This window comes from Paraburkholderia sp. A1BS-2L, assembly GCF_051125205.1.
GTDB lineage: Bacteria > Pseudomonadota > Gammaproteobacteria > Burkholderiales > Burkholderiaceae > Paraburkholderia.
In genome coordinates this window covers 595,355-607,644 of record NZ_CP120430.1, presented here as the reverse complement: position 1 = coordinate 607,644, position 12,290 = coordinate 595,355, and the positions used below count along the sequence as shown (strand labels likewise).

Annotated in this window: 13 protein-coding genes; 8 read left to right on the top strand and 5 right to left on the bottom strand. The window is 62.3% G+C overall.

Features of this window, described 5'->3' with window-relative positions; all coding sequences use genetic code 11:
• Positions 1–21: 21 nt before the first annotated feature.
• The 4 genes from P5W98_RS27310 (at position 22) to P5W98_RS27295 (ending at position 2,849) form a co-directional block, all read left to right on the top strand.
• Entirely contained in the window at positions 22–564 is a 543-nt protein-coding gene (locus P5W98_RS27310; protein WP_421027846.1) for a DUF4142 domain-containing protein, read from the top strand.
• Positions 561–914 (top strand): cupredoxin domain-containing protein, encoded by a 354-nt coding sequence (locus P5W98_RS27305; protein ID WP_421027845.1) that lies wholly within the window; start codon positions 561–563, stop codon positions 912–914. The genes P5W98_RS27310 and P5W98_RS27305 overlap by 4 nt, the downstream gene beginning before the upstream one ends.
• Positions 915–931: 17 nt before the next feature.
• Positions 932–1,624 (top strand): RNA polymerase sigma factor, encoded by a 693-nt coding sequence (locus P5W98_RS27300; RefSeq protein ID WP_421027844.1) that lies wholly within the window; start codon positions 932–934, stop codon positions 1,622–1,624.
• A 151-nt stretch (positions 1,625–1,775) separates the two neighbouring features.
• Positions 1,776–2,849, top strand: coding sequence for an MBL fold metallo-hydrolase (locus P5W98_RS27295; RefSeq protein ID WP_421027843.1), 1,074 nt, complete (start codon positions 1,776–1,778; stop codon positions 2,847–2,849).
• A gap of 15 nt (positions 2,850–2,864) precedes the next feature.
• Here P5W98_RS27295 and P5W98_RS27290 read toward each other — a convergent pair whose 3' ends face one another.
• From P5W98_RS27290 to P5W98_RS27275, 4 genes are all read right to left on the bottom strand, one after another.
• Entirely contained in the window at positions 2,865–3,899 is a 1,035-nt protein-coding gene (locus P5W98_RS27290) for an SGNH/GDSL hydrolase family protein (RefSeq protein ID WP_421027842.1), read from the bottom strand.
• 261 nt (positions 3,900–4,160) lie between these two features.
• On the bottom strand, positions 4,161–5,096 hold the full coding sequence (gene catA, locus P5W98_RS27285) for a catechol 1,2-dioxygenase (RefSeq protein ID WP_421027841.1): 936 nt from the start codon (positions 5,094–5,096) through the stop codon (positions 4,161–4,163).
• Between the two features lie 76 nt (positions 5,097–5,172).
• Positions 5,173–5,463, bottom strand: a complete 291-nt coding sequence (gene catC, locus P5W98_RS27280) for a muconolactone Delta-isomerase (RefSeq protein WP_421027840.1) — start codon at positions 5,461–5,463, stop codon at positions 5,173–5,175.
• Positions 5,464–5,491: 28 nt separating this feature from the next.
• On the bottom strand, positions 5,492–6,628 hold the full coding sequence (locus tag P5W98_RS27275) for a muconate/chloromuconate family cycloisomerase (RefSeq protein ID WP_421027839.1): 1,137 nt from the start codon (positions 6,626–6,628) through the stop codon (positions 5,492–5,494).
• A 362-nt stretch (positions 6,629–6,990) separates the two neighbouring features.
• Between P5W98_RS27275 and antA the strand changes: the two genes are divergently transcribed.
• The 4 genes from antA to P5W98_RS27255 all read left to right on the top strand — a co-directional run bounded on the left by antA (position 6,991) and on the right by P5W98_RS27255 (position 11,024).
• Positions 6,991–8,379: an anthranilate 1,2-dioxygenase large subunit gene (antA, locus tag P5W98_RS27270; protein ID WP_421027838.1), complete on the top strand. Its 1,389-nt coding sequence runs from the start codon at positions 6,991–6,993 to the stop codon at positions 8,377–8,379.
• 3 nt (positions 8,380–8,382) lie between these two features.
• On the top strand, positions 8,383–8,874 hold the full coding sequence (gene antB / locus P5W98_RS27265; protein WP_421027837.1) for an anthranilate 1,2-dioxygenase small subunit: 492 nt from the start codon (positions 8,383–8,385) through the stop codon (positions 8,872–8,874).
• Between the two features lie 16 nt (positions 8,875–8,890).
• Positions 8,891–9,928: an anthranilate 1,2-dioxygenase electron transfer component AntC gene (gene antC, locus P5W98_RS27260; protein WP_421027836.1), complete on the top strand. Its 1,038-nt coding sequence runs from the start codon at positions 8,891–8,893 to the stop codon at positions 9,926–9,928.
• 97 nt (positions 9,929–10,025) lie between these two features.
• Positions 10,026–11,024, top strand: coding sequence for an AraC family transcriptional regulator (locus P5W98_RS27255; protein WP_421027835.1), 999 nt, complete (start codon positions 10,026–10,028; stop codon positions 11,022–11,024).
• Between the two features lie 291 nt (positions 11,025–11,315).
• Here P5W98_RS27255 and P5W98_RS27250 read toward each other — a convergent pair whose 3' ends face one another.
• Complete coding sequence (locus tag P5W98_RS27250; protein WP_421027834.1) at positions 11,316–12,269, bottom strand: SphA family protein; 954 nt, start codon at positions 12,267–12,269, stop codon at positions 11,316–11,318.
• Between the last annotated feature and the right edge of the window lie 21 nt (positions 12,270–12,290).

The window sequence follows — 12,290 nt, the reverse complement described above, 5'->3', positions numbered from 1 at the left end:
GACCATTTCGAGGAGAGACACATGAAAATCGCAGGCAGGTTGTTGTGCACCGGGTTTGCACTGGCATTTTCATGCGCGCCCGCGCTGGTGCGGGCGCAGAGTGCGGGCCCGACCGATCCCCAGATTGCCGCCATCGTCGTGGCCGCGAATCAGACCGATATCGACGCGGGCAAGCTCGCCGAATCGAAAACCCATTCGCAGGAGGTTCAGGCGTTCGCGCAGCGCATGGTCGCCGATCACACGAGCGTGAACCAGGCGGCGGTCGACCTCGTGCACAAGCTCGGCGTGACGCCGCAAGACAATCCGACCAGTGACAGCCTCAAACAGGGCGGCAAAGCCAATATTGCGAATCTTCGGTCGTTGCACGGCGCGCAATTCGACCGTGCCTATATCGATCACGAGGTGAGCTATCACGAGCAGGTAATCGATGCGCTCGACAAGACACTCATTCCCGGCGCGCAAAACGCTGAATTGAAAGCGCTGCTGGTGAAGGTGCGGCCTGCGTTCGTCGCGCATCTCGACCACGCGAAGCACGTGCAGGCTGCCATGGCGAGAGCGCAATGAACCGGCTGCCGATTGTCCGCCGGTTTGCTCGAGTCGGCGCTTGCGGGATTTGCGCGCTCGCGCCGATGGCCTTCGCCGGGGCCGCCGCCGCAGGCGATCACGTGGTGGCGATCGCGCAAATGCGCTTTAGCCCGCCAATCGTGAAAGTGCATCGCGGCGAGCGTATCGTGTGGGTCAACCAGGACCTCGTGGCCCATACGGCGAGCGCGCGGACGAAGATCTTCGATTCGGGCAGCATCGCGCCTGGCGCGTCGTGGCGATACGTTGCAAGCACGCCCGGCTCGTACCCGTACCAGTGCCTGTTTCATCCGGCTATGCGTGGCACACTGATTGTCGAGCCGAAACCATGATGGAACGAGGAACTGCAATGCCGGACTCGCACGTGAGCGCATTGGACGATGCCGACGCGGATATCGTGCGCCGCGTCGTGGCTGGCGATCTCGCGGCCTTCGAGTTGTTGATGCGCCGCCATAACCGCCGCCTGTTCCGGCTCGCGCGCGCCACGCTGCGCAACGACGCCGAAGCGGAAGACGCATTGCAGGACGCGTATCTGAAGGCGTTCAGGGCGCTCGGGCAGTTTCGCGGCGATGCCGCGCTCGCGACGTGGCTCTCGCGCCTCGTGCTCAACGAGTGCTTCGCGCGGATGCGCCGCGAGGCCCGCCGCCAGCACCTGATGCCCACGCTTGTGCATTGCGCCGACGACGAGCAGATGGCTTTCGATATGGACCCGATCAACGCTCACGACGATGTTGCCCCCGACCAGGCGGCCTCCCGCGCCGAGATCCGCGCGCTGCTGGAGCGCAAGCTCGATGCGCTGCCGGTGGGATTTCGCACGGTTTTCGTGCTGCGCTCGGTCGAGGAGATGAGCATCGAGGAAACGGCGCTGTGCCTGGGCATCCCCGAGGCCACGGTGCGCAGCCGCCATTTCCGGGCCCGCCAGATGTTGCGCGACGCACTGGCAGAAGAGGTCGATCGGCTGGGGCCGGCGCTGTTCGAATTTGGCGGCTCGTGCTGCGACCGCATCGTTGCCGCCGTGCTCGCGCAGCTGGGCTGGATCTAGCGGCGCAGTGAATCAATGCATGGGTCGATGCGTGCGTTGTCGAACACGCACGCTTGACCGATGAGCGTCCGCGTCTGCGAAAATCGGCGGAGAATTCACACGTGCGCGCCAGCCGGCCAGCGTCATGCCTTTCTCCTCCGCGAGGTCCGCGATGATTTTTCGCCAGCTATTCGACTCCGTTTCGTCTACCTATACCTACTTGCTTGGCGATGTCGAAAGCGGCGAGGCGCTGCTGATCGACCCCGTCTACGAGCAGGTGCCGCGCGATCTCGCGCTGTTGCAGGAACTGGGCCTGCGCTTGCAGGCGACGCTCGACACCCATGTGCACGCCGACCATGTGACCGGCGCGTGGCGCTTGCGCCAGCGCTGCAGCAGCGAGATCGCGCTTGCGGCCACGGTGCATGCCGAGGGCGTGACGCGTCCACTGCAGCATGGCGACCGCGTGGCGTTCGGCAAGCGCTATTTGAGCGTGCGCGCAACGCCGGGGCATACGAGCGGCTGCCTGACCTATGTGCTCGACGACGAGAGCATGGCTTTCACCGGCGACAGTCTGTTGATTCGCGGCTGTGGCCGCACCGATTTCCAGGGCGGCAGTCCGCAGCAACTGTTTGCGTCGGTGCGCGAGCAGATCCTGACGCTGCCCGGCGACTGCCTGCTTTACCCCGGGCACGACTATCGCGGCATTACGGTCACGAGCGTGGCGGAGGAGCGGCGCTTCAATCCGCGCCTGGGTGGCGACGTGGATCTCGGCGATTTCGCGGGCTACATGGACAACCTGAACTTGCCGCATCCGAAGCAGATGGCCGTGGCGGTGCCCGCCAACCTGCGCTGCGGAAAGCCGGAGGGCGAGGCACAGGCGGCGATGGAGACGCCCGACTGGGCGCCGCTGACCTTGCGCTTTAGCGGCGTATGGGAAATCGAGCCCATGGCGCTGCTCGAGCATGCCGCCGATTTCCAGATCGTCGACGTGCGCGAGGTGCCGGAATTTATCGATCGTCTCGGCCATCTGCAAGGCGCGACGCTGGTGCCGCTTTCGCAGTTGATGGGCCGGCTCGATGAACTCGACCGCGAGCGGCCCGTGGTGGCGGTGTGCCGCTCGGGCGTGCGCTCGGCGCAGGCGAGCGTGCTGCTGGGCAAGGCCGGCTTCGGCAAGGTCGCCAACCTCGCGGGCGGCATGCTGCGCTGGAAGGCCGAAGGCTTGCCGGTTGCGACGGACAGCGTTTAACCCCCGTTGCGCCGTTCAATGCCCCAGCCCCGACCTGGCGATCTGCTGCTCGACGAATTGCGCGAACAGGGCGTGCATACGCGTGGTCGGATGGAGATCGTCGGCGAACATATAGGTCTGGTCCGCATTGGGCGTGACGTAGGTGTTCGGCGAGCATAGCAGCGCGGTGTCGTCAGGCGTTTTCGCGGGATCGCAGGCCTGCGCGGTGTTGGACACCGTGAAGCCGTTCGCCTGGTAATTGGCGATCAACTGCGTGGCCCACGTGTACGAATCGATCTCGATGACCTTGCCTTGCAGGCCATTGCTTTGCAGCGCGGCGTTCAATGTCGTGTTGAAGCGTTGCGACAGCTGGGTGAGGTTCGCGCCGTGGTCGGCCTCGGCGATGCCCTTGGGCGAGAGGCCCACGTTCGGCACGTTGACCACCACGACGTGCGTGGCGCCGCTCTGGACGATCTGCGCGACGATCTGGGCGAGCGTGCTGGCGGCCTGGTCCACGGTCGCATTGGCGGCAGGTGGCGTGCCGGCGCGCAGCACGTCATTTGAGCCGGCCCAGACCAGCACCAGTTGATTGGCGTTGAAATTTCCATGCGCGGACAGGTAGCTCGAAACCTGCTGAGTCACGGGCATTTCGACGTTGCCGATCACGTCGGAGAGAAAGTCGTACTGGTTGGCCGGCGTGGCCACGGTGGAGCCGCCTTCCGCGTAGCCCAAACCGCTTTGCGCGCTGAGCCGGTGGTCGATGCCGATCGTGTACGCCGCGCTCAGGTTGTCGCCGTAATACTGCGCAACGTTTTGCGTCCACACCTGGCCGGGATTGGTCGTGAAGCGGCCGCCGCCCACCGCGCTGGCTATTGGCGCATAGGTGCCGACATCGGAAAGGCTGTCGCCGAAAGAGACGATTTGCAGATGCACGCCGCCGGGCGGGGGAGCTGCGCTGGGGGCTGGGCTGTTGCCGCCTCCACCGCCGCCGCACGCGCAAAGCAGTGCAAGCAGGATTGTCGAGGTTATTGCAGAAGTTACACCGCGCAGGTTGTTGCGGGTTCGTTGCATCGCGCCTCCTCGCCGCACAAGGCGGCCATGCCCGCATGGCGGGCTCGCGCAGGGGGAAGAGGCAAAAAGGGTGCCCGCTCCACAGGCGGAGATTTTTTCGTCATTCGTTTATTTGTCCCCTATAGCCGCTTTCGTGAATGCGCTTGATCAATGAGGCTCTCGAACTGGTGCTTGCAGCTAGCACGCGTCTCGCGGGTAGCAGCGGCCAATCCACCACACTGACCGGCGGCAGCGTTGCGGCTCTGCCGCCGGGTCGACCCATTACGCTGTGGCCGAAGCGCGAAGGCGATTGACGATCTGGTTATCCTTGCCCTGGACCAGTGGACTCAGGGAAATGTTGAATTCGATGTCCTTGTACGTGTCGGCCTTCAGGCCCAATGCCGTACCACCGGTTTTCTCGACGACGTGAGGAATCAGTTCCTCACGCGTGGCGTAGGCGAAGTCGTCCCAGATCAGCGGATCGCCTTCGATGTTGAACTGCGTCGTGAGCTTGCGGTGGCTGTCGCTGGTGACGAAGAAGTGCACGTGCGCAGGACGATTGCCGTGACGGGCAATTTCGTCGAGGAGTTGCTGAGTCGCCCCTTGGGGAGGACAGCCATAGCCGACAGGCATCAGCGTGCGGAATTCGTACTTGCCGTCGGCGCCGGTCTTCACTGCGCCGCGCAGGTTGAAGTCGCTTTGCGCGCCCGTCGGGTCGAAGTGCGAGTAGAAGCCCTTCGAATTCGCGTGCCAGCATTCGACCACGGCGCCAACGACCGGCTTGCCATCCGGACCGGTGACGGTGCCGTGGATGATGAGCGGACCCGCATCGGCGTCGGGATTGATGTCGATCCTCGAAACGCCATCGCGCAGGGGCGCGCCCGCCACATACAACGGACCTTCGATAGTGCGAGGTGTACCGCCGTCAATGCCGATCGCCTTGTCCGAGGCGTCCATGCGGATGTCGAGATATTTTTCCAGACCAAGGCCTGCGGCCAGCAGGGCCGCTTCACCGTCCTGGCCGAGCTTGTTCAGATAATTGATGCCGGTCCAGACTTCGTCGGGCGAAATGTCGAGATCGTCGATGGCCTTGAAGAGATCGCCCAGTAGACGGTGGGCGATCTGCTTGAAACGTGTGTTTCCGTCGTTGCCGTCAATGTTTGTGGCGGCCTTCAGCAGATTCTGAACTTCCTTGGTTTCGAATACTTTCACGCTCATGATGACTGTCTCCAGTTGGTATTGGGGGGTGGCGCGGGTGAGCAGGGGCATCCTTTAAAACATCAGCATTTCCGGTTCACGCGTCGCCGTCACGGACCGACGACGGATGGCGACACAACGGGGTTACTTCAATCTCCATGTACGGGAACAGCGGCAAAGCGCTCAGGAGGTCGTGGAGCTCCGCGTTGCTCCCCACGTCGAAGATGCTGTAGTTCGCGTACTCGCCGACAAGACGCCAGATATGGCGCCACTTTCCGCTGCGCTGCAACTCCTGCGAGTACTCCTTTTCGCGCGCCTTGATTTCGCTGGCGACATTGGCGGGCATGTCGGCCGGGATGTTCACATCCATGCGTACGTGGAAAAGCATCGTCAATTCCGTTTATCAGGTATCCAGATTATTTGGTGGCTTTCATGAAGCCGTCACGGGTAAAGCGCTTGACCTTCGCTTCGTCCAGTTCGATCCCCAGGCCCGGGCCGTTCGGCACCGTCAGCTCGAAGTTGCTGTAGTCCAGCGGGGTCGTCAGAATTTCTTCGGTGATCAGCAGCGGCCCGAACAGTTCGGTGCCCCACTGCAGGTTGGCGAAGCTAGCAAACAGGTGCGCCGACGCCACCGTGCTGAACGCGCCTTCGAGCATCGTGCCGCCGTACAGCTCGATACCCGCGGCGTCCGCAATCGTCGCCACCCGCTGCGCCGCGAACAGTCCGCCGCTTTGCTCGATCTTGACGGCGAACACATCGGCGCCCTCGTTCTTCGCGATCTCGAACGCGCTTTCCGGTCCTTGCAGGATTTCGTCGGCCATCAATGCGACCGGGAAACGGCGCATGAGGCGCGCCAGCGCCGCGGGCGAAGCCACCGGCTGCTCGACCAGTTCGCAGCCGGCTTCCGCCAGCGCCGGAATCGCCCACGCCGCCTGCGTCTCGCTCCAGGCCATGTTGACGTCCACGCGCACGGCGCCACGATCGCCCATCGCCTTCTTGATGTCGGCCACGTGCTTGATGTCGGTCTTGAGGTCTTTCGCGCCGATCTTCAGCTTGAAGATCTTGTGGCGGCGCACTTCGAGCATCGCCTCGGCTTCGGCGATGTCTTTGGCGGTATCGCCCGAAGCGAGCGTCCATGCTACCGGCAGACGCTCGCGGCGGCGGCCGCCCAGCAGTTCGCTCACCGGCACGTCAAGGCGCTTGCCCTGCGCGTCGAGCAGCGCGGTTTCCAGCGCGCACTTGGCGAAATGATTGACCTTCACGAGCTTGCCCAGTTGCGCCATGAGCACCTGGATTTGCGTGGCGTCCTGGCCGATCATCGCGGGGGCGAAGTACGCGTCGATCGCCAGCTTCATCGCTTCCGGGCTTTCGGGACCGTAGGCCATGCCGGCAATCGTCGTACCTTCACCAATGCCAGTTACGCCATCGCTGCAATACACCTTCACCAGCATCAGAGTTTGCCCGTACATCGTGGCGACGGACAGCTTGTGAGGGCGAATCGTCGGCACATCGACGAGGCGGGTTTCGATACGTTCAATCGTCGTTGCGGTCATGGCAGAAGATCAGTGGTGTACGTGGAATCCGGTGGACATCAGCCCGCGGGCGCTTGAACTTGGTGTCTGTAGCCCCGATGGGCATGTTGGGGCGCTGACGGCATTAGATATCCGGGCCCGCGCGAGCGCTATCCGTCTATTGGACACTCACTATCCGTTTTTTCCGGCGCGGCGCGAAACGCCAGGCGCCGGGCCGGTTGTGCGGCGTCGCGAAGACGCTTCCAGCGAAGCGGAAAAAGCTGCAAAAAAAACGGATAGCGAACGGCGACCAGGTGGATAGCGTCCGCACCGAATCGGGTATTCAATCCAGTTCATCAAGACCCCGGTCGCAAGACCGCTGAACAGCAGGAGGAGAACCCATCGTGAGTGCAGAGAAAAACACGTCGCAATGGCAGGATTTCATTGGCGGATGCCTCGATTTCCGCCCGGCGGAGGGCGTCTATCGCATTGCGCGGGAGATGTTCACGGAGCCCCAATTGTTCGACCTGGAGATGGAGTTCATCTTCGAGAAGAACTGGATCTACGCGTGCCACGAAAGCGAGATCCCAAAGCCCCACGACTTCATGACGATGCGCGCGGGCCGACAGCCGATGATCATCTCGCGCGACGGCAACGGTCAGCTCAACGCGATGATCAATGCGTGCCAGCATCGCGGCGCGACCCTCACGCGTATGGGCAAAGGCAATCAGTCGACCTTCACCTGCCCCTTTCATGCGTGGTGCTACAAGAGCGACGGACGTCTGGTCAAGGTCAAGGCGCCGGGTGAATACTGCGATGACTTCGACAAATCCTCGCGCGGCCTGAAAAAAGCGCGCATTGCAAGCTACAAGGGCTTCGTGTTCATCAGCCTCGACGCCGATGCGACCGACACGCTCGAGGACTACCTCGGCGATGCACGCATCTTCTTCGACATGATGGTCGCGCAATCTCCCATCGGCGAGCTCGAGGTGCTGCAGGGCAAATCCACGTACACGTATGAAGGCAACTGGAAGCTGCAGAACGAAAACGGCCTCGACGGGTACCACGTGAGCACGGTGCACTACAACTACGTCGCCACGGTGCAGCGCCGTCAGGAGGCCAATGCACAAAGCGGCGGCTCAACGAGCGGGACGCTCGACTACAGCAAGCTTGGCGCAGGCGATTCCGAGACCGACGACGGCTGGTTCGCATTCAGGAACGGCCATAGCGTGCTGTTCAGCGACATGCCGAACCCCAGTGTGCGTCCGGGCTACGGCAGCGTCATGCCGCGCCTCGTCGAGGCACAGGGGCAGCAGAAGGCCGAATGGATGATGCATCGCCTGCGCAACCTGAACATCTATCCGAGCCTGTTCTTCATGGATCAGATCAGCTCCCAGCTTCGCATCGTGCGTCCGGTCTCCTGGAACAAGACGGAGGTCATCAGCCAGTGCATCGGCGTGAAGGGCGAATCGGATCAGGATCGCGAGAGCCGCATTCGGCAGTTCGAAGACTTCTTCAATGTTTCGGGCATGGGCACGCCGGACGATCTCGTGGAGTTTCGCGAGCAGCAACGCGGCTTCCAGGCGCGCCTGGAGCGCTGGAGCGACATCTCTCGCGGACACCACAAGTGGGTGGCAGGCGAGACGGCAAATACGCGCCTGCTCGGCATCGAACCCGTGCTGTGCGGCACGGAGCTGACCCACGAGGGGCTTTACGTCAACCAGCACGGTGCGTGGCAGACCTACCTCATGAAGGGGCTCGCACAGAAGTCGAACGTTACGAAGGAAGCCTGAATCATGTCCGTCACCCTGCAACAATCAGTCGAGCAGTTTCTCTATCGAAAGGCCGAGCTCTGCGACGCGCAGAGCTGGGACGAGTACCTCGCCCTCTTCGACGAGAACAGCGAATTCCACGTACCCCAGTGGGACTCCGAGCACGTGTACACGACCGACCCGAAGCGCGGCATGTCGCTCATTTACTATGCGAACCGCACGGGGCTCGAGGATCGCGTGTTCCGCCTGCGCACGGGAAAGTCGGCGGCGTCGACGCCGCTGCCGCGCACGTTGCACCAGATCACCAACGTCCGTATTTCGGAGCGTGATCGCGGCGAGCTGGAAGTCAAGGCCAACTGGGCCACGTTCTACGCCCGGCATGGCGCTGCCGAACACTTCTTCGGACACGTCACCTACCAGCTGCGCCCAGCCGGCGAGACCTGGAAAATCGCTCGCAAGCACGTGCTCCTGCTCAACGACACGATCAACGCAGTGCTCGATTTCTACCATCTGTAAGCGGGAGTGCCACGAGATGAGCCACAAGGTTGCCTTCAGTTTTGCCGATGGCAGGACGGCGTTCTTTGATGTCCGGGCGGGTGAACTCCTGCTCGACGCCGCACTGCGCAATGGCGTCAACATCCCGCTCGATTGCCGTGAGGGCGTGTGTGGAACTTGCCAGGGGCGCTGCGAATCGGGCAGCTATACGCAGGACTATGTCGACGAGGAGACACTGTCTGCCGACGACCTCGCTGCGCGCAAGATCCTGTCCTGCCAGACGCGCGTGCAATCCGATGCGTCCTTCTACTTCGACTTCGATTCGAACCTGTGCAGCGCCGGCGGCACCACGCTGCTCACCGGCAAGGTCACCGCCGTGAAGCAGGTTTCAGAAACGTCGGCGATCCTGCATCTGGACGCGAGTGCCCATCCCGGGCGGCTCGATTTTCTGCCGGGCCAGTACGCCCGCGTGAAGGTGCCGGGCGCAGACGTTTGGCGATCCTATTCGTTTGCGCACCGTCCCGAGGACGGAAACCAGATCCAGTTCCTGATCCGTCTGCTGCCCGACGGCGCGATGAGCGGCTATATGCGCGAGCGCTGCCAGCCGGGCCAGACGGTCGAGTTCGAGGCGCCGCTGGGCACGTTCTATCTACGCGAGGTCGAGCGAGCGCTGGTGATGGTCGCAGGCGGTACGGGCTTGTCCGCATTTCTGGGCATGCTCGACGATATCGCTCACAAGGGCGGCTGTGGCCAGAGGGTTCATCTGTACTATGGTGTGACGAACGTGCGGGATCTATGCGAGCTAGATCGTTTGAAGTCCTACGAGGAACGCATTCCGCACTTCGCATGCGATATCGTTGTGATGAATCCCTCTGAAGCATGGCAGGGCAAGACGGGGCTCATTCCCGAGCATTTCGACCGCGGGATGCTCGAAGCGAACCCGTTCGACATGTATGTTTGCGGACCGCCGCCGATGGTTGAGGCAATCAAGACGTGGCTTGCAAGCGAACAACTGGAAGGCCGTCTCTACTACGAAAAATTCGGGGACAGCAACAGTGCGCAGTCGTCCGCCTGACGCTGCTGATGCCGGAGCGCCTTGGGGTGTTTCGGTATTTTGTCCGGGCACGGGGTGGTTTACCATTGAGCATTCGTCAATCCTCCCGTGAAACGCCATGCCTTCCCCCGCCTTCAACGACAGTCGAGGTATTGACGCGCTGAGTCGCGATCTTGAGGGCGCGCGGGACTGGATGGCGTCGATTTGCGGACCCCATGGGCTGCAGGTACGCAGCCCGAACGAACTGCAATTCCATCATTCTGGAACGGTGATGCGTTCCATGGCCAGCACGCTGGGGTATGTGGAGTACGGCACCGATGTCACCGTCTCGGTGCACAATGATGCGCCGCTAAACAGCTATAGCGTCAGCCTGCCACTCACCGGCCAGCAGGAGCTCGCCGCGCAGGGCCGCCTGTGGCTGTCGGACCAGGACAGGGGGCTCGTTCTGTCGCCGCATGAGACGCAGGACCTTGCGATCATGGGCAACTGTCGCAAGATCATCGTTTCGATTCCGATTCCGGCCCTGCGTCAGGTGCTTGAGGGACTTCTGCAACGTCCGCTCGACGCTGCATTGACGTTTGAGCCGCAGATGAATGCCGCCGAAGGCGACCAGGCGGCCTGGTGGCGCATGGTCAAGTTCCTGCTGGCCGAGATGGGGCAGGCGGGGCCGCTGCTCAGTCACCAGCAAATGGCAGGAGATCTCGAGCAGGCGCTGATCAAAGGGCTGCTGCTTGCTCAGCCCCACAACTACTCGAAGGCGCTTGCCGAGGCAATGCGTCCTTCATGTCCGCACTATTTGTTGCGCGCGAAACAGTTCATTCACGACAACGCACGCGAAAATATCGCACTCGAAGACATCGAGCGTGCTGCGGGCGTGTCGCGCTACAAGTTGTTCGAAGGCTTCCGGCAGCACTTTGGGCTTGCGCCCATGGCCTGGCTCAAGAGGCACCGGCTCGAAGCGGTACGCCGCGAGATGCTCTCGGACTGCTCGGAGCGCAACGTTTCGTCAATCGCGATGAACTGGGGATTTTCACATCTCGGGCGATTCTCCAACGACTACAAGCAACTCTTCGGCGAAACGCCATCGCAGACACTGAAGCGCGCTTCAAGACGTTAGATTGCCCGGCTTCGAGACAAGCAAAGGTAGTGTGGACGGAGTGCTCGCGCTCAGGCATCCAGGCGACGTGCGCCGCTTGACGAGGCAAGCTATGCGCCGTGGCATGGCGTGGAGGCGGCTTCAGGACATGCGAGCAGGATTTTGCGAACTGTCAATGCAGCGTGGCACTGAGCAGCCGGGAAGGGATCCAAGGGGTGGGCACTAGCGAATCCCTCTACAAGCATTCGCGTGCGCCATATCCGCAGACTCGACTCCAGCCGGCGTGCATGGCGCGAACACTTGATAAGCGTGTCACTGGAAATGATGCACGTAGCGCAGCACCAGGCGCGTTCCCTCGGGCCGGTTGCGCGCATCCGCCTCGAAATAGGCATTGAACATCAGGTGGTCCTGCCGGGAGAAACTGTACATTGCCCCCGGGCCGATCGCCCACACCGCCTCACGCTGCCCCTGCACATTCTGGCCATTCACCTTCATGTCGGTGATCTGGCGCAGCCAGTAACCATTGAGGCCGATTCGAAAACCAGGCATCACCTCGTATTCCGTGGCGATGTTGGCGTGCAGCGCCTGTCCGGCCTGCGACGAAGCTGCCCCATCCCCCAAGCCCTGATATGGTCGGTTATTCGTGGCGTTCCAGAGATAGTGCAGCCGCCAGGAAACTGTCCACTTCGGATTGATCCAGACAGTCGCGGCCCAGTATGGATCGATTGACCAGAAGCCGCTGCCCGGGTTGATCGCTTTGCCTGCGTCATAGGCACCCGTTGGCACAATGATCTGGAGTTCGAAACGGTGCGCAAAGCGCGGTCCGTCCGGGCCGACTACCGGGTCGAACTGGATGAACGGCCCAACAAGCAGATCGCCGAACCCTGTGCGCGCATTAAGCGCCACGTCGCCCATGCCGTCATCGGTGTGGGCTGATGCCACCCACGGCAGGATCACGTCGACGCCCGGATGCGCACCAGCAATCTTGAAGGGCGACTGATAAACGAGTTGCGTCAGGCCCGCGAAGATGTCGACGTTCTGCTTCGGCAAGGTGACCTTGTTTCCGGCATTCTCGTTGAGACGATCTGCAGTGTAGTACTCGAGGTACTGCGTTGCATACCAGCCGGGCCCCGCCGGCGGTGCACCATCGAGGAAGCTCGTGAAGCCGAGATTGACGTTGGGCAGGTCGCCCGCTATAGCCGATCCGGTGTGCATCAGTCCAGACACAGCGAAGCAGAGCAGCAGGCGGGACGCGGAGCGCTTCATGCGGTCACCTTATATATATGT

Bases quoted from the DNA above. Each gene is read 5' to 3' on its own strand.
- antC (WP_421027836.1), top strand. From the start codon at position 8,891: ATGAGCCACAAGGTTGCCTTCAGTTTTGCCGATGGCAGGACGGCGTTC.
- P5W98_RS27300 (WP_421027844.1), top strand. From the start codon at position 932: ATGCCGGACTCGCACGTGAGCGCATTGGACGATGCCGACGCGGATATC.
- catC (WP_421027840.1), bottom strand. From the start codon at position 5,463: ATGCTTTTCCACGTACGCATGGATGTGAACATCCCGGCCGACATGCCC.
- P5W98_RS27255 (WP_421027835.1), top strand. From the start codon at position 10,026: ATGCCTTCCCCCGCCTTCAACGACAGTCGAGGTATTGACGCGCTGAGT.
- P5W98_RS27310 (WP_421027846.1), top strand. From the start codon at position 22: ATGAAAATCGCAGGCAGGTTGTTGTGCACCGGGTTTGCACTGGCATTT.
- P5W98_RS27290 (WP_421027842.1), bottom strand. From the start codon at position 3,899: ATGCAACGAACCCGCAACAACCTGCGCGGTGTAACTTCTGCAATAACC.
- P5W98_RS27295 (WP_421027843.1), top strand. From the start codon at position 1,776: ATGATTTTTCGCCAGCTATTCGACTCCGTTTCGTCTACCTATACCTAC.
- P5W98_RS27275 (WP_421027839.1), bottom strand. From the start codon at position 6,628: ATGACCGCAACGACGATTGAACGTATCGAAACCCGCCTCGTCGATGTG.
- P5W98_RS27250 (WP_421027834.1), bottom strand. From the start codon at position 12,269: ATGAAGCGCTCCGCGTCCCGCCTGCTGCTCTGCTTCGCTGTGTCTGGA.
- P5W98_RS27305 (WP_421027845.1), top strand. From the start codon at position 561: ATGAACCGGCTGCCGATTGTCCGCCGGTTTGCTCGAGTCGGCGCTTGC.
- catA (WP_421027841.1), bottom strand. From the start codon at position 5,096: ATGAGCGTGAAAGTATTCGAAACCAAGGAAGTTCAGAATCTGCTGAAG.
- antB (WP_421027837.1), top strand. From the start codon at position 8,383: ATGTCCGTCACCCTGCAACAATCAGTCGAGCAGTTTCTCTATCGAAAG.